12 protein-coding genes are annotated in these 25434 nt (G+C 66.3%); 3 read left to right on the forward strand and 9 right to left on the reverse strand.

Features of this window, described 5'->3' with window-relative positions:
* Positions 1–3 precede the first annotated feature (3 nt).
* Together preA and ASC75_RS01865 are read right to left on the reverse strand one after the other, a co-directional pair.
* A complete protein-coding gene (preA, locus tag ASC75_RS01860) occupies positions 4–1317 on the reverse strand; it encodes an NAD-dependent dihydropyrimidine dehydrogenase subunit PreA (protein WP_055969887.1) in 1314 nt (437 codons plus the stop codon).
* Positions 1318–1328: 11 nt separating this feature from the next.
* Complete coding sequence (locus ASC75_RS01865; RefSeq protein WP_055969890.1) at positions 1329–2684, reverse strand: NAD(P)-dependent oxidoreductase; 1356 nt, start codon at positions 2682–2684, stop codon at positions 1329–1331.
* A 270-nt stretch (positions 2685–2954) separates the two neighbouring features.
* On the opposite strand from ASC75_RS01865, the gene ASC75_RS01870 reads away from it, so the two are divergent.
* Positions 2955–3731: a VOC family protein gene (locus ASC75_RS01870; protein WP_055969895.1), complete on the forward strand. Its 777-nt coding sequence runs from the start codon at positions 2955–2957 to the stop codon at positions 3729–3731.
* A gap of 553 nt (positions 3732–4284) precedes the next feature.
* Here ASC75_RS01870 and ASC75_RS01875 read toward each other — a convergent pair.
* The 7 genes from ASC75_RS01875 to ASC75_RS01905 all read right to left on the reverse strand — a co-directional run bounded on the left by ASC75_RS01875 (position 4285) and on the right by ASC75_RS01905 (position 17146).
* Positions 4285–4620, reverse strand: coding sequence for a hypothetical protein (locus ASC75_RS01875; RefSeq protein WP_055969898.1), 336 nt, complete (start codon positions 4618–4620; stop codon positions 4285–4287).
* 115 nt (positions 4621–4735) lie between these two features.
* On the reverse strand, positions 4736–6859 hold the full coding sequence (locus tag ASC75_RS01880) for an ABC transporter ATP-binding protein (RefSeq protein WP_055970614.1): 2124 nt from the start codon (positions 6857–6859) through the stop codon (positions 4736–4738).
* Positions 6860–6870: 11 nt separating this feature from the next.
* The gene (locus ASC75_RS01885; protein ID WP_055969901.1) at positions 6871–8028 is read right to left on the reverse strand and encodes an ABC transporter permease; all 1158 of its coding nucleotides are present in this window, start codon (positions 8026–8028) and stop codon (positions 6871–6873) included.
* A 12-nt stretch (positions 8029–8040) separates the two neighbouring features.
* Positions 8041–9075 (reverse strand): ABC transporter permease, encoded by a 1035-nt coding sequence (locus tag ASC75_RS01890; RefSeq protein ID WP_156381062.1) that lies wholly within the window; start codon positions 9073–9075, stop codon positions 8041–8043.
* A gap of 101 nt (positions 9076–9176) precedes the next feature.
* Positions 9177–10829 (reverse strand): ABC transporter substrate-binding protein, encoded by a 1653-nt coding sequence (locus ASC75_RS01895; protein WP_055969904.1) that lies wholly within the window; start codon positions 10827–10829, stop codon positions 9177–9179.
* A 267-nt stretch (positions 10830–11096) separates the two neighbouring features.
* A complete protein-coding gene (locus tag ASC75_RS01900) occupies positions 11097–15272 on the reverse strand; it encodes a translocation/assembly module TamB domain-containing protein (RefSeq protein WP_082496345.1) in 4176 nt (1391 codons plus the stop codon).
* Positions 15273–15277: 5 nt separating this feature from the next.
* Positions 15278–17146, reverse strand: coding sequence for an autotransporter assembly complex family protein (locus tag ASC75_RS01905; RefSeq protein WP_244487729.1), 1869 nt, complete (start codon positions 17144–17146; stop codon positions 15278–15280).
* A gap of 349 nt (positions 17147–17495) precedes the next feature.
* Here ASC75_RS01905 and ASC75_RS01910 point away from each other — a divergent pair, with 349 nt between their 5' ends.
* Together ASC75_RS01910 and pbpC are read left to right on the forward strand one after the other, a co-directional pair.
* On the forward strand, positions 17496–22967 hold the full coding sequence (locus tag ASC75_RS01910; RefSeq protein ID WP_055969913.1) for an alpha-2-macroglobulin family protein: 5472 nt from the start codon (positions 17496–17498) through the stop codon (positions 22965–22967).
* Between the two features lie 325 nt (positions 22968–23292).
* Positions 23293–25389 (forward strand): penicillin-binding protein 1C, encoded by a 2097-nt coding sequence (gene pbpC, locus ASC75_RS01915; protein ID WP_156381063.1) that lies wholly within the window; start codon positions 23293–23295, stop codon positions 25387–25389.
* Positions 25390–25434 lie beyond the last annotated feature (45 nt).

Below are 25434 nucleotides of genomic sequence, written 5' to 3' on the forward strand. Positions count from 1 at the left end.
CTCCTACTCCGCCGCCACCTTGGCCATCGGGTTGTTGGGATGCGTCGTCCAGTTGGCATAGTTGGGCGACACCGGCTTGCCGGTGCGCTTGTCCATCGCTCCGACCGCCAGCGGCTCCATGGTGATGCAGCCGTCAACCGGGCAGACATTGACGCACAGATTGCAGCCGACGCATTCTTCCTCGATCACCTCGAAGTGGCGCGCGCCGTCGAGCATGCTGGTGATCGCCTGGTGCGAGGTGTCCTCGCAGGCGATGTGGCAGCGACCGCACTTGATGCAGGCGTCCTGGTCGATATGCGCCTTGGCGACGTAGTTGAGGTTGAGATACTGCCAGTCGGTGACGTTGGGCGTGGCGCGGCCGACGATGTCGTCGAGCGAACGGTGGCCCTTTTCGTCCATCCAGTTTTCGAGGCCGGCGATCATCTCCTGCACGATCTTGAAGCCGTAGGTCATGGCGGCCGTGCAGACCTGCACGTTCCCAGCGCCGAGCGCCATGAACTCGGCTGCATCGCGCCAGGTGGTGATGCCGCCGATACCCGAGATCGGCAGGCCCGCCGTCTCCGGGTCGCGCGCAATCTCGGCCACCATGTTCATGGCGATCGGCTTGACCGCTGGGCCGCAATAGCCGCCATGGCTGCCCTTGCCGTCGATGGTCGGCTGTGGCGCGAAGCTGTCGAGGTCGACGCCGGTGATCGAGTTGATGGTGTTGATCAAAGACACCGCGTCGGTGCCGCCGGCAAGTGCGGCGCGCGCGGGCTTGCGCACGTCGGTGATGTTGGGCGTCAGCTTGGTGATGACGGGCATGCGGGTGTTCTGCTTGCACCAGCGCACCACCATCTCGATATATTCGGGCACCTGGCCAACGGCCGCGCCCATGCCGCGTTCCGACATGCCATGCGGGCAGCCGAAATTGAGCTCGATGCCGTCGGCGCCGGTTTCCTCGACCACCGGCAGGATCGCCTTCCAGGCTTCCTCGACGCAGGGCACCATCAGCGACACGACGATCGCCCGGTCGGGCCACTCCATCTTGGTCTGCTTGATCTCGCGCAGATTGGTCTGCAGGTCGCGGTCGGTGATCAGCTCGATATTGTTGAGGCCGAGCAGGCGCCGGTCGGCGCCCCAGATCGCGCCATAGCGCGGGCCGTTGACGTTGACGACCGGCGGGCCTTCCTCGCCGAGCGTCTTCCACACGACGCCGCCCCAGCCCGCCTTGAAGGCGCGGACGACGTTGTAGGCCTTGTCGGTCGGCGGCGCGGACGCCAGCCAGAACGGGTTGGGCGACTTGATGCCGACGAAATTGTTGCGAATGTCTGCCATCGTGGCCTCCCTTAGCTCATCAAGGCGCGGTTGATGGATTCAGCCGCGTCGCGGCCGGCGGCCACGGCAGCCACGGTCAAATCCTCGCGGGCGTCGACGACACAGTCGCCGCCGGCCCAGACCTTGGCGAGCGACGTCCGCCCCTCTCCGTCCACCTTGATGCGCCCGCCTTCCATCGCGACCGACGGGCCGCTGCCGTTGAGCGCCGCGGGTTCGAAGCTCTGGCCGATCGCTTTGAACACCTGGTCGGCGGCGAGCCGGACGATCTCGCCCGTGCCGGAAAGCTTGTCGCCCTTCATGGCGGTGTATTCGAGTTCGATGGCAACCACCTTGCCTCCGTCCGAAATGACCTTCTTCGGCTGCAGCCAGTGGCGGATGACGACACCGTTGGCAGCCGCCAGATCCTGCTCGAATCCCGAAGCGTTCATGTGCTCCTGGCCGCGGCGGTAGCAGATCGTCACCTCCTCGGCGCCGAGCAGCTTGGACTGCACGGCAGCGTCGACCGCCGTCATGCCGCCGCCGATGACGACGACCCGGCGTCCGACCGGCAGGCCGGCAAGATCGCTCGACTGGCGCAGCACCGAGATGAAGTCGACGGCGTCGGAGACGCCGCTGGCGTCCTCGCCTTCGGCGCGCAAAGCATTGACGCCGGCAAGGCCGAGGCCGAGAAACACCGCGTCGTAGGACGCGGTCAGATCGGCGAGATGATAGTCGCGCCCGAGCGCCTTGCCGTTTTCGGTGTTGATGCCGCCGATCGCGGTGACGTAGTCGACCTCTGCCTGGGCGAAGTCGTCGGTGCTCTTGTAGGCGGCGATGCCGTATTCGTTGAGGCCGCCGGCCTTGGGCCGCGCTTCGAGGATGGTGACCTCATGGCCGTAGCGGGCGAGCCTGTGAGCGGCGGCGAGACCGGCCGGCCCGGCGCCCACGACGGCGACCTTCTTGCCGGTCGGCGCGGCGCGCTCATAGAACTGCTTGCCCTGCCCCATCGCCACGTCGGTGGCGTAGCGCTGCAGGCGGCCGATCTGCACCGGCTTGCCCTCGGCGACCTCGCGGACGCAGACCTCCTCGCACAGCGTCTCGGTCGGGCAGACACGGGCGCACATGCCGCCGAGAATGTTCTGGTCGAAGATAGTCTTGGCCGAGCCGATCGGATTTCCGGTCGAGATCTGGCGGATGAACATCGGGATGTCGATCGACGTCGGGCATGCCTGCATGCACGGCGCATCGTAGCAGAAATAGCACCGATCGGACTCGACCAGCGCCTCGTGGTGGTCGAGCGGCGGGTGCAAGTCGGAGAAATTGTCAGCGTATTGCGCAGGCGCAAGGCGGCCGCCGACGATGCCTTCCTTGAAAAGACCTTCTGCCATTCCAGTTCCCCAATTTCTTTTGGTTTTGAGGAAGCGTAACACTTTCTATTTTTTTATCAATTGGTCAATTTTCGAGCTAACCAATTGAAAACACGCAAAAATAACATGACTTTCACAGTCATGATTTGCATCAAATGTTTGCTGCACCGCAGTAAATTTCGCGATGCTGTCGGAATTCCGTCCGGGTCGGCGTCCTATGATGGTTCCGCTGCGTCACCGGCGCCACCCGAATGCCGGCGATGGACGGCAGTCATGCAAGGGAGCCACATCATGCCCCACACCCCGCAATCCTTCTTCTGGTACGAACTGATGACGACCGACCTCGACGCCGCCGAGGCCTTCTACACAGCCGTCGTCGGCTGGCGCGCCGAGCCCTTCGACAAGACGCCGGGCATGCCGCGCTACATCGTGGTCAATGCCGGCGACCGCGGTGTCGGCGGGCTGATGACCCTGCCCGACGACGCCAGGAAGATGGGCATGCCGCCCGCCTGGCTCGGCTATATCCACACCGGAGACGTCGATGCCTCCGTGGCCTCGCTGACCAAGGCCGGCGGCGCCGTCCACCGGGCACCCGACGACATCCCCGGCGTCGGCCGCTTCGCTGTCGTCGCCGATCCGCAAGGCGCGACCTTCATGTTCCTGCAGCCGAATGGCCCGGATCAGCCTGCAATGCCGCTGGACACGCCGGGAAATGTCGGCTGGCACGAACTGTTCACCACCGACTGGCAGAAGGCGCTCGATTTCTACTCCGGTCAGTTCGGCTGGGGCAAGGACGACCAGTTCGACATGGGCGACATGGGCATCTACCAGATGTTCAACGCCGGAGCCGGCATGATCGGCGGCATGATGAACAAGCCCGCGCAGATACCGGTACCGGTCTGGCTGTTCTACTTCAACGTCCCCGCAATCGACGCCGCCACCAAGCGTGTCACCGACAATGGCGGCAAGGCGCTGATGGGCCCGATGCAGGTACCCGGCGGCCAGTGGATCGTGCAATGCCAGGACCCGCAGGGCGCGCATTTCGCCTTGCTGGCGCCGGTGAAGTAGGCGGAGCGGTGCGCCTTGCTGCCTTCTCCCCTTGTGGGAGAAGGCAGGGCACGCGCAGTGCCCGTCATCCCATCCTTCGCGCCCCGCTCGGCTGCTTGCCCCGCTCAGTCGCCTCAGTGCCTTGGCACCGCCAGCCGCCGCAAGGCCCGGGCTTGGGGGCTCATCACCCAGCGAGGAGAACCGACCTCCCGCCAGCCCGGCACCGGCGCTTCCCCCCGATGCCCGGTGCGCACCGGGGTCCCGTGGAAGATCGCGAGGAGGATGATACGGGAGGTGGAGAGGGTGTGGAAAAACGGTCGCGGTTTGTCCACGCTGGTTGCTGACAGATGGTGACAGTCTGCGCGTGGCAGGCGGGCCATTCTGCACCGCAGCCGCAACTGCTATTTCACGGCATGGCAACTGTGTCTATGCCGTAACGACGAAGCTGGAGCTACAGTCCAAGACGAGGGAGCGCAGAACACTGAACCCATGGGCGAAACAGCATATGCCCCTCCCGAAGCGACGGCCGGCATGGCGGAAAATCAACGCAACAGCGAGGATAAGCCTCCCCGCCTCACGCAAGCATTTCGTGGTCCTCGTGGACAAGAACCCGATCGCCCCAATATCGCAGGACGGCTGGAGAACTGAGCACGAGTTCGAACCAGTCCCCTCCGTCCTTGTAGGGATCGCCGGCACCCCCGGTCATGCCTTGCAGTCTGAACAGGCCGTCCCGCACGCTCTTGCAAAAGACGTGCCACACCAGCCGCTGCCCTTCGAACAGGACATGAATCTCGTCCTGATTGGCTTGGTCAACCTCGATAGAGTAAGGCCCGTTGGAGGATAGGAACGGGATGGACCGCCGCCCAAAGTCGGCAATTTCATGGTCCCAGATCCTTGTCTCTTCTCCCATTGATCCCCCTAGGACTGCATGCGGATACCACACCTCTTGTGGCTCAGCCTAAAGGATAGACGCTCCCGAACCGAATCGAGATTGCCGAAATGTTGAGGAACAGCAGCTCTCCGCCTCACCCCTCCGGCGTCACGTCATGCGCGCCGCCCTTGCCGAGGCTGATGACCGGTTCCATGGCGTCGAAGGCGCTGGGCGGCAGGTGGCACTTGATCTGGTGGCCGCCGCCAAGCTCGCGCACGGGCGGAACCTGGGTCTCGCAGAGATTGCCCGGGACCTGGCTCTTGTAGCGGCAGCGGGTCTGGAACGGACAGCCTGTAGGCGGGTTCATGGCCGAAGGAATGTCGCCCTCCAGCACGATGTGCTTCTTCACCACTGACGTATCGGCGATCGGGATCGCCGACAGCAGCGCCTCGGTATAGGGATGGTAGGGCGGCGAGAAGATCTGGTCGGTCGTGCCCTGCTCGACGATGTGGCCGAGATACATGACGACGACGCGGTCGGCGATGTAGCGCACCACCGAAAGGTCGTGGCTGATGAACAGCATCGTCGTCTTCGACTTGCGCTGGATGTCCATCAAAAGTTCGGTGACCGCGGCCTGGACGGAGACGTCGAGCGCCGACACCGGCTCATCGGCCACCACCACCCTGGCCTGGCCGGCGAAGGCGCGGGCGACGCCGATGCGCTGCTTCTGCCCGCCGGAGAGCTGGCGCGGCATGCGCTCGGCGAACGCGCGGGGGAGTTTGACGAGGTCGAGCAGCTCCAGCATGCGCTGCTTGCGGTCGCCGGCGGTCTTGCCGATCTTGAATTTTTCCAGCGTGCGGATGATCTGCGAACCGACCGAATGGCTCGGGTTGAGCGTGTCGAAGGGGTTCTGGAACACCATCTGGATCGCCGACACGGTACCGACGTCGCGCCCCTCGATGCCGGTCGACTGGATTTCCTTGTTGCCGAGCAGCACCTTGCCGGAGCTGGCCGTCTCGAGCCCGAGCAGTACCTTGGCGAGCGTGGACTTGCCGCAGCCGCTCTCGCCGACGATGGCGACGGTCTCGGATTCGCGCGCCTCGAAGCTGATGGTCTCGTTGGCCTTGACCACCCTGCCCTCGCTCGAGCCGAAGACCTCGCTGCCGCCGACGCGGTAGTATTTCCTGAGGTCGTCGATCTTGAGCACCGGGGCCCCCGGCTTGACCGGCTCGTGCTTCTTTTCGGCACCCGGCGGCATGGCCGCCCAGTCGATCTCGTTGAAGCGCACGCAGCGGCTGAAATGCCCGGCATGGCCGGCGACCGGGATCATCGGGATCTCGTCGGCGTTGCACAGCCCCTCGACGAAGTGGTGGCAGCGCGGGCCGAAATTGCAGCCTTTGGGACGCTGATGCGGCAGCGGCAGCTGGCCGGGAATGGCGACCAGAGGCCGCGAATTCTTGTCGGCGCCGGGCAACGGGATCGAACGGAACAGCCCTTGCGTATAGGGATGGCGCATCCGGTCGAACACGTCCTTGATCGAGCCGGTCTCGACCGCCTCGCCCGAATACATCACCGTGATGCGGTCGCAGGTCTCGAGGATCAGGCCGAGATTGTGCGACACGAAGATCATCGAGGTGCCGAACTGCTTGCCGAGCCCCTTGACCAGCTGGACGATGCCGGCCTCGACGGTGACGTCGAGCGCCGTCGTCGGCTCGTCGAGCAGGAGCAGTGCGGGCTTGGACAACAGCGCCATGGCGATGACGATGCGCTGCTGCTGGCCGCCGGAGAGCTGGTGCGGGAAGGAACGCATCATCCGCTCGGGGTCGGGCAGCTTGACCGAGCGGACCATTTCGAGCGCGCGTGTGTAGGCCTCCTCCTTCGACACCTTGTCGTGGATCATCGGCACTTCCATCAGCTGCTGGCCGACCTTCATCGCCGGGTTCAGGCTCGCCATCGGCTCCTGGTAGATCATGGCGATCTTGTTGCCGCGGATGGAGCGCAGCTCCTCGTCGGACATGTCGCCCATGTCCTTGCCCTGGAACTTGATGCGGCCGCCGACGATCTTTCCGATGTTGGAAAGGTCGCGCATGATGCCGAGCGACACGGTCGACTTGCCGCAGCCGCTCTCGCCGACGATGCCCATCGCCTCGCCCGGCATGACGGTGCAGGAAAAGTCCATCACCGCGGGAATTTCGCCGCGCCGGGTGAAGAACGAGATCGACAGGTTCTCGATCTCGATGATCGGTTCGGCGGCGGCGTTTCTGACGGTCTCGTTCATGGGAGCCTCCATCAGTCCTTCATCGATTGTTCGCGCAGCGCGTCGGCCAGAAGGTTGAGGCCGAGCACGAAGGACATCAGCGCAATTGTCGGCGGCAGTGCCGGGTGAATGAAGGAGCGCAGCAGGCGGCTGGCATCCTTGATCGCGGTGCCCCAGTCGGGGCTTTCAGGCGCCAGGCCGAGGCCGAAATAGCCGAGCGTGCCGAGCAGGATGGTGGTGTAGCCGATGCGCAGGCAGGCATCGACGATCAGCGGCCCGCGTGCGTTGGGCAGGATTTCCCACAGCATGATGTACCACGGGCTCTCGCCGCGGGTCTGGGCGGCGGCAACGTAGTCGCGCGTCTTGATGTCCATGGTGAGACCCCGCACGATGCGGAACACGCCGGGGCTGGAGGCGAAGACGACGGCGACGAAGATGTTGAGCTGGTTGGGGTCGATCGAGATGATGCCGAGCGGGTCGGCGTCGAAGACGAGGCCGACATAGACCCAGCCGCCGAGCAGCAGCGTCAGGCCGAGCAGCAGGTAGATGCGTTCGGGCCGGCTCTTGAAGCGGGTGTAGAACAGCACCGAAAAGAAGATGATCGGAAACAGGAAGAAGACGCCGGCCATGGCATAGGGGATCGGCGTGTCCATGATGCCGGGTGTGACCAGCAGGTAGAACAGCAGGATGACCGGGAAGGCCAGGACCAGGTTGGCGAGGAACGACAGGAACGAGTCGATCCGCCCGCCATAATAGCCCGCCGGCAGGCCGAGCGTGATGCCGACCATCAGCGCGAAGGCGGTTGCCGCGGGCGCGATGATCAGCACGATCTGGCTACCGAAGACCATGCGCGAGAACACGTCGCGGGAGAGCTTGTCGCCGCCGAACAGGTAGACCTGCTTGGAGGCCGGCTCGATGGCGCCGGGCAGTGCGTCCTTCATGATCGGGATCTGGGCGAGCGGGTCGAACGGCGCCACCTGGGCGGCGAAAATCGCCGTGAACAGCCAGAAAAAGCAGATCGAAACGCCGGCAATGCCGACGCCGCTGTCGAAGAGCTGGCCGTAGAGGCCGAGATGCTTGCGGAAGTTGAAGCTGGCGACCAGCACGATGGCCATCGCCAGCCACACCGGCCAGAAGCGGGCGAGTACGCCCAGGAAGACCTGGAAGGCGCCGATGAATTCGATCTGCATGCGGCCGTCTCCCTACTGAACGCGGATGCGTGGATTGAGGTAGGCGTAGCCGACATCGGAGATCAGCTGGGTGATCAGCACGATGAAGACGGAGACCAGCGAACAGCCGAGCAGGAGGTCGATGTCGTTGTTGCCGGCAGCCTCGACCAGCGTGTAGCCAAAACCCTGGTAGCGGAACATCACCTCGACGATGACGACGCCGGTGAGCAGCCACGGGAACTGCAGCATGATGACCGTGAACGGCGCGATCAGCGCGTTGCGCAGCGCATGCTTGACCACGACATTGCCGAAGGACAGGCCCTTCAGCCGCGCCGTGCGGATGTATTGCTGGGTCATCACCTCGACCATCGAGGCACGCGTCATGCGGGCGATGTAGCCGATGCCGTAGATGGCCAGCGTCATCACCGGCAAGGTGAAATTGTAGAAGGTGATGCCCTGGCTGGCCGACGCCGCCGAGCCGTTGAGCCAGCCGAGCCAAGAGGCGAAGATGACGGTGAAGATGACGCCCGAGACGTATTCGGGCGTCGCGGTCGTCGCGATCGAGGCGACCGATAATGTCCGGTCGGTGCGCGAGCCCTCGCGCATGCCGGCGAGAATGCCGATCAGCAGCGATATGGGCACCATGGTGACCAGCACCCAGAACATCAGGATGCCGGTGGAGCCAAGCGCCGGGAACAGCTTCGTCGAGACCTTGGTCTTGAACTTGGTCGAGCAGCCGAAATCGCCCTGCAGGACGCCGGAATAGGTCGGCACCGCCGGCTCGTTGCAGAAACGGAACCGCGGCACCGCCTGGCCGGTGGCCGGGTCGATGTTGGGCTGCTTCTGGACGACGCCGAGCCACTGGCCGTAGCGGATGAAGAAGTTCTGACGGTAGCCGTTACGCTGCAGCCAGCTTTCGAGCTGCTCGGCGGTGGTACGCATCTCGGTCTGGCTGATCGCCAGCTTCTTCAGATTGGGCTCGAGATTGATGAGGAAGAACACCACCAGCGTCAGGCACAGCATGGTCAGGACCATGGTGCCGAGGCGGCGCATTACGAAGGATAGCATTGGCGTCCCCTGCCTTTGTGGGTTTGGGGTCCGTGGCAGTCAACCCTGTCGCGGAAGGGTGGAGGGGTGTCGTCCACCCCTCCCCGATGTGCGGCCCAGGCTTACGCCTCGTCGAGCCACACCTTGCCGTAGTCGTGCTCGAAGGTCGGGTGCATGCCGCCGCCCTTCACCGCAGCGACCGAGTGGTTGTAGAGCTTGCGCCAGTACGGCTGGATGATGATGCCGGCATCCTGCAGCGTCTGCTCGATGTCCTTCATCATTTCCTTGCGCTGGGCGACGTCGGCAACCGCGAGTGCCGCGTTGAGCTTCTTGTCCCATTCCGGGTTCGACCAGGCGCTTTCGTTCCACGCCTCGCCGGTGCGATAGGCAAGCGCCAGGACCTGCACGCCGAGCGGGCGCATGTTCCAGTTGGTCATCGAGAACGGATACTTGGTCCAGTCGTTCCAGAAGGTCGAGCCCGGCAGGACGGTGCGCTTGACCTTGATGCCGGCCTCGCGCAGCTGGGCGGCGATGGCGTCGCCGGTGTTCTTGTGCCAGTCTTCGTCGACGGTGATCAGCTCGTGCTCGAAGTCGGCCTGGCCGGCTTCGGCCATCAGCTTCTTGGCTGCCTCGATGTCGCGGGTCTGCTTCGGCAGCTCGAAATATTCCGGATGGATCGGCGCGACGTGGTGGTTTTCGGCGACCGCGCCGGCGTTGCCGTAGCCGAGCTGCAGCACCACCGCATTGTCGACGGCCTTGTGCAGCGCCTGCCGAACCTTCTGGTCATCATAGGGCTTGTTGGCGACGTTGGTGCGGGCAACGATGGTCGCTGCGGTGACGACTTCCGACTTCACCAGGTCGAGACCGTCGAGGATCGAGACGTAGTCGGCCGAGGTCTCGAAGTTGGTATGGACCTCGTTGGCCTCGAAGGCGCTGACCATGGCGGCCGGATCGGTGCCGTAGTCGATCAGCTCGACGCCGTCGAGATAGACCTCGCCGTTCCACCACTTGTTGTCTTCGCGGCGCTTGTAGACGACCTTCTGGCCGACGTCGTAGGAGACCAGCTCGAACGGACCGGTGCCGATCGGGCAGGCAGCGAAGTCGCCGCCCTTCTCGTCGAAGGTACGGTGCACGATCAGGCCGGGATAGTCGGTCATGTTCGGGATGATCGAGATGTCCGACGAGGTCAGCTTGAGCTTGACCGTCATGTCGTCGACCTTCTCGACCGAGCCTTCGCGCAGCTTGCCGGTCTTTTCGTCGACCAGCGTGCCGAGGCGGCCGGGCATCGAATTGCCTTCGGCGCTCTTGTCGGCCCAGCGGGTGATGTTGAAGATCACGTCGTCGGCGTTGAACGCATCGCCATTGCTCCAGGTCACGCCGGGGCGGACGTGCAGGACATATTCGGTGGCGGTGTCGTTCACTTCCCAGCTCGCGAGCAGATAGGGCTCGAAGGTGTATTTGTCGGTGTACTTGACCAGCGGCTCGATCGCCTGGCGCTCGGCATTGGCGATCTCGGACCAGTCCGCCTTGCGCGGATCCTTGGGATCCTTGATCCACTGCGCGACTTTCAGCACGCCGCCCTTCTTGGCTTCCTGGGCGTGCGCCTCGGTCGGCACGGCGAGACCGATCATGCCATAGGCCATCGCGGCAGAGGCGCCGAAGGTCGTCGCCATCGCGAGGAATTCGCGACGGTCCATCTTGCCGTCGACAACGGCATTCGCCAGCTCACGGATGTGGCCGGGAACAAGATCAGAGTTGCTCTTGTAGAATGTCATTTCCGTCTCCCATTGAATTGGCCTGTAACGTTACCATTTCGCATCCGATTGCCGTTGTCAAAACGGGTGGATGTCGTCGTTCCCAGGTCCAAGGATGCAATTTTGAGACGGGTGCAGTTCGCGTGATAGCGACAGAGTTGGCGCAAAAATGGTAGTGCGCGCCGGATTCCCGGAAATCTTCGCCGTTACTAATTTGCTCATGCCCCCACAATCGCCGACAGTGCCACTACACATTGTCGATGATGTCAGCCGGCAGCGTCGCCGCGATCAGTATTCGCGTTCGTAGAAGATGCCGCCCTTGGCTTCGCCGCCATCGGTGGCCTGGCCACGCAGCTTGACGCCACGGCCGATGTTGAGATCGATCGTGGCCTTGCCCGAACCGGGCTGGTCGCCCTTCTCGATGGAGAGATAGGTGCGGTCGTTCAGGTACTTGCCGACGGCGACCGACGTTCCGCCCTGCTCGTTGGTGCGGATGTCGAGGTCGTCGACCCCGAGCGTGGCACGCAGGCTGGACAGCAGCGAGGTCGTGCCGCCGATGCCGGCCATCTGCGCTGCCGCGTCGGCGAGCTGGGCGATCTGCAGCGGCGACAGGTTCGACATCGACCGGCCGAAGATCAGCCGCGCCAGCACCTCGTCCTCCGGCAGGGCCGGCACCGAGGAGAAGGCGAATTTCGGATTGTTGGCCTCGCCGGTGATGCGGATGGTGACGGTGGCGTCGCCGGCCGTCGTCTCGGCGGCGAAGTTGATCGTCGGCACCAGCGAGCCGGAGAAGCCGACCGAGCCTTCGGTGAAATTGAGCCGTTTGCCAAGGATCGAAAGCCGGCCGCGCCGCAGCGTGAACTGTCCGACGGCCTGCGGCGACGCCGACGAACCGGTCAGCCGCAGCGAGCCGCCGAGCTCGGCGTCGAGGCCACGGCCCTGGACGAATATCTGGTTCGGCGCATTGACGGTGACGTCGAGCGTCAGCGCACCGCTGCCGCCGCTGGCCTTGGCCGGCGGACGCATCGCCTCCTGCTGGGCGACGACGGCTTTTGGCGCGTTCTTGTGCTTGACGTCGACGGCAGTCAGCGCGCCGGGGAATTTCTCGGGGATGCTGATGACGGTGCGGGCAAGATTGATGGTGCCTGACAGCACCGGCGCCGAGACCAAGGGCCCCTTGATGGCGATGTCGCCACCGAGATTGGCGGTGACCACGCGGCCGTCGGTGTAGCGGCCGTCGGTCAGCTTGATGGCGATGTCGGCGGGGAAACCCTGCGCGGCTTCGGTGCCGACCGTGCCGCTGGCAGTCAGAGTGCCGCCGGTCGACAGATTGCCGGTGAGGCGGTTGATGCGCGCGACACCAGCGCCGATGCCGACGTCGAGATTGATGTCGTTGATGGCAATTCCCGACTGCGCCACCAGCAGCCGCGCGCCCGACGAACGGACGCTGCCGCCGATGACCGGCGACGTGGCCGGGCCGCGCACCTGGACATTGACATCGGCGGCACCGGTCAGTTGCATGCCCTGCGCGGCGAGCGTGCGGGTCAGGAAGGCGAATGGAACGGGGCCCGCAAAATTGAGGTCGAGCGCTACCGGCGTATTGGTGACGACGGTGCCGCCGCCCTTCAGCGCCAGGCCCGAGCCGTCGCCGATGGTCGACTCGAAGGTCAGTTTGCCGCCCGCAAACGTACCGGTGGAGCCGATGTTCATGGCCCCGAAGCCGGCACCCGTGGTCTGAGACGTCGCCGCACCCGCGACCTTGAGGTCGTAGCCGACGGTCGGGTTGGCGGCAGCGCCCGACACCTTGACCGTGCCCGAGATCGAACCTGCGGCGCCGAGGCCAGGCGAGAAGGAGTTGGCCAGCGAAGCCGGCACGTTGGCGAGCGTTGCATTGAGATTGAGCGCAGAGCCGGCGGTGCCTGAAATGGTCGCCGTGCCGCCGCCCAGGTTTAGCGCCAGCCGGTCGAGCGACGTCGTGCCACCGGCAATCGCAACCGTGGTCGGACGCGCAATGGCCGCCTTGATGCCGCGCATCGTCGCTTCGCCCGAGGCCAGTTCGATCGTGGTCGTAACGCCGCCGACCTTGAGGCGGCCGGCAGCCCTGGCCGGAATGTCGGCGACGGTCGCGCCGCCGGAGAAGCCGGTCCATTCGCCATCGCGCTTGAGATCGACGTCGATGCCGGAAATAACGGTCTTGCCCGAGGTCACCGACTTGGCCTTGACCGTGCCGGAGATCGCCGGCGCCTTGAGATAGTTCAGCACGTCAGCGTTGACGGCGACGGCATTGGCGGCGAGGTCGCCGCGCTTGAGCTGCGCCGTGTTGAGCTCGACCTTGACCTGCGGGACATCGCCGCTGCGGGTGAAGTCGATGCGGCCGCGGATGTCGCCCTCGGCCGTTTCCAGCGCAAGGGCTGCCAGCGGGCCGATGTCGGGCATGTCGATGTTGATGGTGCCGATCGGCACGAAGCCCGTGTCGAGCACGAGATCGCCCGCCAGCTTGTTCTGGCCGAGCGACAGCGACAGGCCCTTGATCTGGCTGCTGCCGTCGGCGGTGGCGAGCACGGCGCTGCCCGACAGCTTCTGGCCTGCGACGTCGCCCGACAGGGCGACATTGGCCGCCGGATTGGCCGGATCGACCTTGCCGGTGGCCTTGAGGTTCAGCCCGGTGATTTCACGCGTTGCCGCCTCGATGCGGTCGCTGGTAACCGTCAATGACACGTCGGGCGCGGTGCGCGCGCCCTTGGCCGTCAGCGCGAAGTCGATGGCACCCTTGGCTTCCTTGGACAACAGCGAGACGTCGGCGAAAGAGCCCTTGAGATCGGCGTCGATCTCGCTGCCCTGCATGCGGGCCGTTCCCTGCGCCTTCAGCGCGCCCGAGGTCAGCTTGATGGCGTTGGCGGCAAAGGCGCCCTCGGCATCGCGGCTGGCCGTGGCCGAGAACTGGGTCCGTTCGGCAAGCGCGATGCGGACGCCCGCCGGCAGCGCGCTCGACACCACGTCGGCCTTGAGCCCGAGCTGGAGTGCAAGGTCGGCCAGGTTGAGCTTGGCGTTCATCTCGCCGTTGAGCGCGTCGCTGCGGATAATGCCCGTGTCGACGGCGATTTCGGTCTGGCTGACCGAACCGGCCATGTCGACCGACACCCGCCCGGCAACCAGCGGCGCAAGCGTGGCGACATCAGTCTTGAGCTCGGCCACGCCGAGCTTGATCTGGACGGGTCCGCTGCGGTTGGCGATGTCGAAGGCGTCGGAATGGGCGGACGCTGCGATGTCGCGCAGTTCGGTGTTGCCGGCGATGACCGAAAGCAGCGAAGCGCTGAAATCGACCGCGGGCGCCTTGCCGTCGCCCAGGGCGCGCAGGCTGGCAGCGTTGATGGCGACGGTGACGGGCTGGGCGTCGCTGCCGACGCTGAGCACGATCGGCCCTTCATTCGCCTTGACGTCGAGCGCGAGGTCGGCGGCACCCTGTGGGTCGAGCGCGCCAGCGGCCGTGGCCGTCAGGGCCGTGCTGGCGACCGTGGCCCGCTCAATGTCAATGCCGCCGGTCGTGGTGCGCGTTCCCGCGATATCGAAAGTGGTGTTGCCCGCCAGCAGCGGCTTGAGCATCGCCGGCAGGAAGTCCTCGAACGCGCCGTCGCCCTTGGCGGTGACGACATTGCCCCGGTCGGTCAGTTGGTGCGTGCCGGAGATGCGCGTGACGACATTGCCGCCGACGGCGAAGGTGCCGTTGCCGCTCCAGTCGGCCAGTGGTCCCTCGCCCGCCACCAACAGTTCGACCGCCGGTTGGTCGGGCAGCTTCAGGATGTTGGCGAGGATGCCGCCGGCAGGCTCGGCGGCGCGGACGTTGAGCGTCAGCCGGTTCTCGTCAGGCGCGAAGGCGATGTCGGCATCGACCGAGCCCTGCTTGCCGTCGCTGCGCGCGACGTTGAGCCTGGTCTCGATGCCGAGCGGCGAACCGCCCGCCTTGAGCATGCCCTTGGCCGCGAGTTCGGCGATGCCTGTGCCGGCGAGCGCCTCGCCAAGCGCGATCTCGGGCAGGTCGATGTCCCTGATGTCTATTGCGACCGGCAGTGAGAGGCCGCCGCTGCTCGGCTGCGCCGGTTGAGTGCCGGGTTTCGGCGCCCGGGCCACCTCGATGCGCTCGGCAGCGATGCGGTCGGCGCGGAAAGTGAAGGACAACAGCGCCAGCGGCGACCAGTCGACCGACACGCCGCGCAGGGCAAGCCAGGCACCTTCCCTGTCTTCGATCACCACGTTGTCGAGCCGGAGATTGCCCGACCAGATGCCGTTCAGCCCGCTCAGCCTGATCTTCTGCTCGTCGCTGGAGGCCACCGACGATATCAGCCCGGCGAGGTTTTCACGGCCTTTGGCGGTCAGCGTGAAGACGGCCGCGGCGCCGATGACGAGGGCCAGGACGACCAGAATCGCCAGGGACAGGAGGCGCAGGATTTTCTTCAGCATAACCATCGTGGTCAGAATGCCTGGCCGACGCCGGCATAGATACCGTAGCTCGGGTCGCCGGGACCAGGATTGAGCGGCACGGCCACGTCGACGCGCAGCGGGCCGAAAGGCGTGAGATAGCGAAGGCCGATGCCGGCGCCGACCTTCACGCTCGCGAAATCGGGGAACTGGCTGGTCGAAACCGTTCCCGCATCGATGAACGGCACGATGCCGATCTTGTCGTTGTAGGCGTAGCGCATCTCGATCGAGGTCTCGGCATAGGACAGGCCGCCGGTGGGCTTGCCGTCGGTGTGCGGGCCGATACCCTGGTAGGCATAGCCGCGCACCGAACCGCCGCCGCCTGCATAGAAGCGCCGGTCGGCAGGCACGTCCTCGAGGCTGGCGCCGAGGATCGAGCCCATGGCGACGCGGCCGGCGAGCACAAAGCGGTTGTCGGCGCCGAGCCCGTAATATGCCGAGCCCTCGCCCTTGAGCTTGACGAACATGTTGCCGTTGAGCGCGTCGTAGGTCGGCTCGGCATAGGCGAGCGCGCGGAAGCCGCGCGTCGGGTTCAGCTTGTCGTCGCGGTTGTCATAGACATATTGCAGCGGCAGGCTGACCAGCAGGTAGCGCTTGCCGTCGGGATTGAGCACGTCCTCGATGTCGGAATAGTCGACCGCCAGCGAGCCCGAGACCGTCTGCTCCTTGGTCAGTTCGTAGGACAGGCCGACATTTCCCCCGATCGAGAAGCGGTCATAGGCATCGGGGTGCTCGGACACCGCCTTGAGGTTGGCGAAGAACTTCGAGGCTGGCCCGATGACGCCCGGCTTCTCGAACATGATGCCGGCATTGTAGTTGAGATTTCCGATCTCGGTGGTGTCGCCGATGCGGCTGATCGAGCCGCCGATGCGCAGCTTTTCGGCCCGGCCGAACAGGTTGCGATGGCCCCAATAGCCTTCGATGCCCGCGCCTTCGGTGTTGGAGAAAGTGGCGCCGGCGCCGAAATAGCGCATCTTGCGTTCGCTGACGCGGACGTCGATGGGGATTTCGCCGGCCGGGTTGAGCGCCAGCGCCTCGTTGATCGACACGGAGCTGAAGACCTCGAGCGCCAGCAACCGGTTGCGCGCGTCGTCGATCTCCTTGGGCGAATACTGCCGGCCGCGTTCCAGGCCGGTCATGTAGACGGTGAAGTCGCGGTCGACGGTCTCGGTGCCTTCGACAGTGGTCTCGCCATAGCCGGCGATCGGGCCCGCGGCGACATCGAGGGTGACGTCGAGCGTGGTGGTGGCGTGGTCGGCGACGATGGTCCGCCCCGTGACCTTGGCCAGCGGGCGGCCCTCTTCCTTGAGACGGCGGACGATGCCGGCCTCGGCCTTGAGGATCGCGTCGGACGCGGCGTCGCCGCCTGCGATCAGGCCGTAGTCGGCGCCCATGATGCCGGCCGCATCGCCCTTGAGCACGATGTCGCCGAGGGTGAACTTGGAGCCGGGCTGGATCGAGACGGTGACCGGAACAGGCTGCGGCCCGTCGAACACGGCATCGGGTTGCAGGTCGTCGAGCTTCTTGCCGGCAATGGAGATGTCGACGACGCCGTCGTAGCGCGCCTTGGAGAACAGGGCTGCGATCAGCCGCTCGCGGTCGTTGCGCGCCTTGGCCAGCAGGCCGAGCGAGCCCGATACCGGCCGTTCTTCATCGCCCTTGAGAGTGGATGCGTTTTCGAGCGCCTTGGTGAGGTCGTCGTCGTCGCCTGCGACCTCGAAGGTCACGGCATAGTCGAGCGGGTCGACGACATCGGCATCATCTTCCTCGGCCGAGCCCCAGAGCCTGATTCCGAAGATTTCGAAGGCTGCGGCCTTGTGCGTTTCGGCGGCAAGTATCGCGGTAGACAACAGCGCTGCCATGCCCGCGCGCCAAAGCACGCGAGCGCTGGTTGGACTGTCGATTCCACGCATACGCCGCACAAACATCAAGCCAACGTAACCTCCAATCCTAAAATTGGAATGAAGTTTCTGTGTTTTCGTAAAGCAGCCACAATCGATATGTCAGAATTGGTTGGGCGAATGAATGACAGCCGGGATAGGGATTCGGGTGTGTTCATCGGGGCGATCCGCATGGCCGGGCAATATCCATGCACAGCGTCCATGACAAGCAATTTAGCGCGCCGGGCCACGCCCGGCGGCTGCCGTATTGACTGTGCGGCGGCAAGCCTGAACATGTCGCGTGAAGCGACGACGAGGGTGTTGGAAGGATATGACGATGCGTGCGGCGCGTGCTTTTCCGGTATTCGTTCTTCTCTTTATGGCCTGGACATTCGGAGCGCTGGCGGCCGAGCCGCGGCGCATCGTGACCAACGAAAACAGCGATTACTTCGGCTTCGACCTGCGCTCGGAGCAGAACCTGACGCTCGACCAGTGCAAGACCTCGTGCCTCGGTGATTCGCAATGCCGCGCCTTCACCTACAACACCAAGGCGAAGTGGTGCTTCCTGAAATCCGACTTCGCCACCGTCAAGCCGTTCACCGGCGCCGTCGGCGGCAAGGTCGTTCCGGTAAACGGTGATCCCGACATCGGCGCGCCTGCCGAGCTGTCCTTCTTCCCGGCCTCGATGGCCGACGAGGCCCGCCAGTACCGAACCGCCCTGACCGACGGTTCGGTGGCTGCCGGCGAGGAAGGGCTGGCGGCACTCACCGCCGCCGGCGACAATGCGCTGCTGACCGGCGATCCGCGCACGGCGATGCAGAAGTTCCGCGCGGCCGTCGCCATCCTCCCGGACGACGCCGCCATCTGGACCCGCCTCGCCCGCGCCGTGACCGGCGTCCAGCCGAGCAATGGCGAGGAGACCGGCGTGCTGCAGCGCGACGGCACCGCGAGTGCCTACAACGCCTACCTGCTGTCGCGCACCGCCGCCAGCCGCGCCGAAAGCCTGGCGCTGCTCGCCCGCGGACTCGACAAGCGCGACATGTTCCGCCCGTCCCTGCAGGCCTACGAGGCGAGCCTGGCGCTCGACAACTCCGCTTCCATCCGCGCCGAATATGAAGACCTGAAGGCGCGAAAGGGCTTCCGCGTCGTCGAGCACTCGATCGACGCCGACACCACCTCGCCGCGCGTCTGCGCCCAGTTCTCCGAGGCGCTGGTCAAGACCGGCGTCGACTACGCGCCCTTCGTCACCGTCGACGATGCCGGGCCCAAGAGCGTCGAGGCCAAGGACAAGCAGATCTGCGTCGAGGGCCTCGAACACGGCAAGCATTACCGCGTCAGCTTCCGTTCCGGCCTGCCGGCGGCGATCGGCGAGGTGCTGGAAGCACCGGTCGTGCTGTCCGTCTACGTCCAGGACCGGGGCCAGTCGGCCCGCTTCACCGGCGACAGCTTCGTGCTGCCCGCCTCGGCCCGCCGCGGCATCCCGGTCGTCTCGGTCAACATGGACGCGGCCCAGATGAAGCTCTACCGCGTCGGCGACCGCTCGCTGGCGCAGCTCCTCTCCGGCTACCAGTTCCTGCGCCAGCTCGACGGCTACGACCTGTCCTCCATCGCCGACCAGATGGGCGAGCCGGTCTGGGAAGGCCAACTGGCGATCGCCAACGAGCTCAACAAAGAAGTGACGACCTCCTTCCCGGTCGACGAGGCGCTGCCCGAGCGCAAGCCCGGCGTCTATGTGCTGACCGCCCAGCCGGTCGACGACAAGAGCGACACCTGGGCGACCAAGGCGACGCAGTGGTTCGTCGTCTCCGACATCGGGTTGTCGACCTATACCGGCCAGGACGGGCTCAACGTGTTTGCCCGTTCGCTCGGCACCGCCAGGCCGATCGCCGACGCCGAACTCACGCTGCTGGCCCGCAACAACGAGATCCTGGGCACGGGCAAGACCGACGCCGAGGGCCGCGCCACCTTCAACCCGGGCCTGACCCGCGGCAATGGCGGCATGGCGCCGGCGGTGCTGATGGCCAGGCAGGGCGACGCCGACTTCGTCTTCCTCGACATGACCCGTGCCGGTTTCGACCTGTCCGACCGCGGCGTCACTGGCCGCGCCGCACCCGGCGCGCTCGACGTCTTTGCCTGGACCGAACGCGGCATCTACCGCGTCGGCGAGACCGTGCATGCGGCAGCCCTTGCCCGCGACGATGCCGCCAACGGTGTCGACAACCTGCCGCTGACCTTCATCTTCACCCGGCCCGACGGTGTCGAGGACCGGCGCGTCGTCAGCCAGGGCGGCAAGGCAGGCGGCCATGCCGTAGACCTGCCCTTGTCGACGGCCGCCATGCGCGGCACCTGGACGCTCGCCATCCACACCGATCCCAAGCAGCCGGCGGTGTCGAGCCAGATGTTCCTGGTCGAGGACTTCGTGCCCGACCGCATCGAGTTCATGCTGACGGCCGACCGCAGCGAGATCGCCGCCGGCGAAGCCGCCGAAGCCACCGTCGACGGCCGCTTCCTGTATGGCGCACCCGCCGCGGGCCTGGCGCTGGAAGGCGAGCTGACGCTGTCGACGAAACGCCAGTGGGCCAGCTTCAAGGGCTTCTATTTCGGCCTCGCCGACGAGCAGGAAGGCGAAGCGACCCGCATTCCGCTGACCGACCTGCCTGCAGTCGGCGACGACGGCAAGGCGACGTTCCCTGTTAGGGCCGACCAGTTGCCGTCGACCACGAGGCTGGTCAACGCCGCGCTGACGGTGCGCATGCGCGAGACCGGTGGCCGCGCCGTCGAGGAAAAGCTCGACATCGGCATCCGCCCGCAGGCGACGATGATCGGCATCCGCCCCGACTTCTCCGGCGAGGAGGTGCCGCAGGGCGGCACGGCCAAGTTCAGCCTGATCGCCGCCGAACCCGATGGCAGGCGCGCAGAGCTCAAGGGCGCGCAGTGGTCGCTGGTCAAGGTCGAGCGGAACTACCAGTGGTACCGCTCGGGCAATTCGTGGAACTACGAGCCGGTGACCTTCACCAAGTCGGTCGCCACCGGCCAGGTCGACCTGACCGCCAATGGCGAGGCGAGCGTTGCGATGCCCGTCGACTGGGGCCGCTATCGCCTCGAAGTCGAGACAGCGGACCCCGCCGGACCGGCGACGAGCTATGAGTTCGATGCCGGCTGGTACGTCTCGGCGACCTCGACCGAGACGCCCGACGGCCTAGAAGTGGCGCTCGACAAGGAAACCTACGCGGCGGGCGAAGTGGCCAAGCTGAAGGTCTCGCCGCGCTTCGCCGGCGAGCTCCTGGTCACCATCGGCGCCGAGAAGCTGGTCAAGACCATCACCGCGTCGGTTCCGGCCGACGGTGCCACCGTCGACATTCCCGTCGGCGAGGACTGGGGTGCCGGCGCTTACGTCACCGCCACGCTCTATCGCCCCGGCGAAGCGCAGGAATCGCGCATGCCGGCCCGCGCCATCGGCCTGAAATGGCTGTCGGTCGATCCCGCCGACAAGAAGCTTGCCGTCGCGCTGACGCTTCCGGAAAAGACCGAGCCGCGCAAGACGCTGTCGATCCCGGTTGCCGTGACGGGGGCCGCAGCGGGTGAAAAGGCCTATGTCACGGTTGCCGCCGTCGATGTCGGCATCCTCAACCTCACCAACTACAAGGCGCCGGACCCCGAGACCTGGTATTTCGGCCAGCGCATGCTCGGCCTCGAACTGCGCGACCTCTACGGACGCCTGATCGACGGCTCGCTGGGCGCCATGGGCAAGCTGCGCACCGGCGGCGACGGCGCCGCCCTGACCTCGCAGGGCAGCCCGCCCAAGGAAAAGCTGGTCGCCTTCTTCTCCGGCATCGTCGAACTCGATGCCGAGGGCAAGGCAACCGTCGACTTCGACATCCCGCAGTTCAACGGCACCGTGCGCGTGATGAGCGTCGCCTGGACCAAGACTGCCGTCGGCCATGCCACCGGCGACGTGATCGTGCGCGATCCGATCGTGCTGACGGCCGGCATGCCGCGTTTCATGGCACCGGGCGACTTCGCCGAGATGACGCTCGACATCACCAACACCGATGCCCCGGCCGGCGACTACACGCTGTCGGTCGACACGACGGGCGACCTGTCCACCGACGCCACCGCCCTGCCCCCGAAGCTGACGCTGGAGCCCGGCAAACGGCAGACGGTCAGGATTCCGCTGATGCCGGTGACGTCCGGCACCGCCGGGATGACGGTGCGGCTTGCCAATGCCGAGGGGCTGACGGTCGAACAGGAGCTGTCCTTCCCCGTGCGGCCCGGCCAGCTGCCGGTGACGACCCGCATGGTGGTCGACCTCAAGCCCAACGCCGCGCTGCGCATCGACAGGGAGCTTCTGGCAGCCAGCCTGCTCGAAGGCGCCCATGTCAGCGTCGGCGTCTCGCAGTCCTCGGCCTTCGACGTGCCGTCGCTGTTGATGACGCTCGACCGCTATCCCTACGGCTGCGCCGAGCAGACCACCAGCCGTGCGCTGCCCCTGCTCTATGTCAGCGAGCTCGCCACCGAGGCCGGCATGGCCCAAGACCCCGAGCTGCGGGAGCGCATCCAGGGCGCGATCTACCGCGTCCTGAACTACCAGTCGTCGTCGGGCAGCTTCGGCCTGTGGTCGCCCGGTTCCGGCGACCTCTGGCTCGACGCCTATGTCACCGACTTCCTGACCAGGGCACGCGAAAAGAGCTTCGACGTCCCCCAGGGCGCGATGATGCAGGCGCTCAACAACCTGCAGAACTCGATCGGCTATGACGTCGACGTCGAGGACCGCGGCTCCGAGATCGCCTATGCGCTCTATGTGCTGGCCCGCAACAAGAAGGCGTCGGTCGGCGACCTGCGCTACTTCGCCGACACCAAGCTGGAGGCCTTCACCAGCCCGATGGCGGTGGCCCAGCTCGGCGCCAGCCTGGCACTCTACGGCGACGGCCAACGCTCGGAACAGACCTTCGCGGCTGCCCTGCAGCTGGCCAGGGCGACGCCCGACCACAATTGGTACCGGTCGGACTATGGCTCGCGCCTGCGCGACGGCGCCGCCATGCTGGCGCTCGCCGCCGAAAGCAAGCCCGTGCCCTCGGTGGTGCCGGCACTGGTCAAGATGGTGGCGGCCGACCGTGCCGCGGCCAAATGGACCAGCACCCAGGATGACGCCTGGATGCTGCTTGCGGCGCGCGCGCTGAAGGCAGGCAACGACTCCATCTCGCTCGACGTCAACGGTGCCGCCCACAGCGGCGCCTATTCCGAACGCGTCGACGGCGCCGACCTGCTGGTCAATCCGATCACCATCGCCAACAAGGGCAGGGACCCGCTGCAGGCCGTGGTGACGACGGTCGCAGCACCTGCCCAACCCCTGCCCGCCGGCGGCGACGGCTTTACGATCGAGCGCACCTACTACCGGCTGGACGGCAGCGAAGCCAACGTGACCGAGGTCAGGCAGAACGAGCGTTTCGTCGTCGTGCTCAAGATCAACGAGCTCAACGACTGGCCCTCGCGCGTGGTGGTGGCCGACATGCTGCCGGCCGGCTTCGAGATCGACAATCCGGGGCTGGTCAACAGCGCCAACCTGTCGAACTTCTCGTGGCTGGAGCAGACCCAGGCCGCCCATCTCGAATTCCGCAACGACCGCTTCGTCGCCGCCATGGAAAGCGGCGAAGGGGCCGACCAGGAATTCACGCTGGCCTATGTCGTGCGCGCGGTCACGCCGGGCACCTATGCCCACCCGGCCGCCAATGTCGAGGACATGTACCGTCCGCAATATTCGGCGCGCACGGCCACCGGCATGATGGAGGTGAAGGCGGAGTGATCCGCCTTCATTCGAAGAACGTGACGCACGAGATACCCCCACCCCTAACCCCTCCCCACGAGGGGGAGGGGAACGATTTCATCACCGTTGCCGTCAACTTCGTCGACGCTTGGCGCGGAGCGACGGTGCCACAAGGTCCCCCTCCCCCTTGTGGGGAGGGGCTAGGGGTGGGGGTATCGTTTGGAGCTGCCCGCTCAGCGCGGCCCCTCATCCGCCTGCCGGCACCTTCTCCCCGTCATGACGGGGAGAAGGTAGACGGCCGCTACGTCGACGCCCCCCTCTCCCCGTTCTTCACGGGGAGAGGGTAAGGGTGAGGGGCGGCGCCATGCTCTCCGCAAAGATCATCCGCAGGATCGCGGTCTGGACAGCAGGTGCTGCCACCCTCGCCGCCCTCACCTCGGGCAGCCTCGTCGCTCTCGACCGCGCCTTCCCGCCGCCTCTGCCCGAAAAGCTCGCCGTCTCCGCCGAAGTGCTCGATCGCGACGGCCAGCTGTTGCGCGCCTATGCGACGCCGTCGGGCCATTGGCGCCTCGGCGTCGGCCTCGACCAGGTCGACCCGCAACTGGTGAAGATGCTGGTCGCCTACGAGGACAAGCGCTTCTGGGACCATGAGGGCATCGACCTCCTGGCGCTTGGCCGCGCCGCCCAGCAATTCGTCAGCAACGGCCGCATCGTCTCCGGCGGCTCGACGCTGTCGATGCAGCTGGCGCGGCTGATCGAGCCGCGCGAAAGCCGCAGTTTCGGCTCCAAGCTCAAGCAACTGGCCCGCGCGGTCCAGATAGAGCGCCGGCTGTCGAAGCAAGAAATCCTCGAGCGTTACCTGACGCTCGCACCCTATGGCGGCAATCTCGAAGGCGTGCGCGCCGCCGCCCTCGCCTATTTCGGCAAGGAGCCGAAGCGGCTGACCGTCTCCGAGGCGGCCCTTCTGGTCGCCCTGCCGCAACTTCCCGAGCGGCGCCGGCCCGACCGCAACCCTGGCAACGCCCAGGCCGCGCGCGACCGGGTGCTCGGCCGCATGGTGACAGCGGGCCTTCTAGGACAAAACGAGGCCGCACGCGCCGCGCTCGATGACGTGGCCGCCATGCGGCTGGCCCTGCCCGCCTTGGCGCCGCACGCCGCGGATGCCGCCTTGCGCAACCAGCCTGGCGGCGGCCAGCACCATCTGACCCTGCGCAAAAGCGTCCAGGAGGGGCTCGAGGCCGTGGCCCGCGAGGCCGCCACCCGGCTCGGGCCGCGCATTTCGGTGGCCATGGTGATGGCCGACGCCATGACGGGCGAAATCCTTGGCGAGGTCGGCTCGGCCAGCTTCCTCGACGCCTCGCGCTCGGGCTGGATCGACATGACCCGCACCGTGCGCTCGCCCGGCTCGACGCTGAAGCCGTTCATCTACGGCCTCGCCTTCGAACAGGGACTGGTGGCGCAAGAGACGTTGATCGAGGACCGGCCCGCCGACTTCGCCGGCTACCGGCCGAAGAATTTCGACATGAGCTACCAGGGCGACGTGTCGGTGCGCCAGGCGCTGCAGCTGTCGCTCAACGTGCCGACGATCCGCCTGCTCGACGCGGTCGGGCCGCAGCGGCTGACCGCGCGCTTTCGCCAGGCCGGCGTGACGCCGCAATTGCCGCCCAACGAGGTGCCGGGCCTGGCCATTGGCCTCGGCGGCGTCGGCGTGACGCTGCGCGACCTCGTCCAGCTCTACACCGGGCTTGCCAATGGCGGCCGCGCCAAGGTTCTCCGCGACGGATCGGAGACGGCAACGCCCGCCCCGCTCGCCAACGGAACGGTTCTCGAGGAACAGGCCGCCTGGCAGATCGGCGACATCCTGTCCGGCGTCAGGCCGCCGGAGGGCGCCGCCAGGCGCACCATCGCCTACAAGACCGGCACCTCCTACGGCTACCGCGACGCCTGGTCGATCGGCTATGACGGCCGCTACGTGCTGGGCGTGTGGGCCGGGCGGCCGGACGCCGGTGCCGTGCCCGGCCTGTCGGGATACGTCTCGGCGGCACCCATCCTGTTCGAGGGATTTGCCCGCTCCGGCCTGCCGTCGATGCCCCTGCCGCGCCCGCCGGCGGGAACGCTGCGCACCGCCCGCGCCGACCTGCCGGTGACGCTCGGGCGTTTCTCAACCTCGAGCGAATTGCCGGCGGTCGCGGCCGCGATCACCGAACCGGCGCCGCAGATCGTCTTCCCGCCCGACGGCGCCCGCGTCGAGCTGGGTGCTGCGACGGAAGCCGCGGCACCGCTGGTGCTCAAGCTGCAGGGCGGCCGCGCGCCGTTCCGCTGGCTCGCCAACGGCAAGCCGCTGGCGGCGCTGGCGCGCCGCCGCGAAGCCACCTGGCAGCCCGACGGTGCGGGGTATGCAACGCTGACCGTCATCGACGCGGCGGGGCGAGCGGCCAGTGTCAGAGTGTTCGTGGAGTAGCGCCCTTCCCGCTCCGCATGCCGATGCAGCTTCCCCTTGCCGCCC

This window comes from Aminobacter sp. DSM 101952 (assembly GCF_001424795.1).
Lineage (GTDB): Bacteria > Pseudomonadota > Alphaproteobacteria > Rhizobiales > Rhizobiaceae > Aminobacter > Aminobacter aganoensis.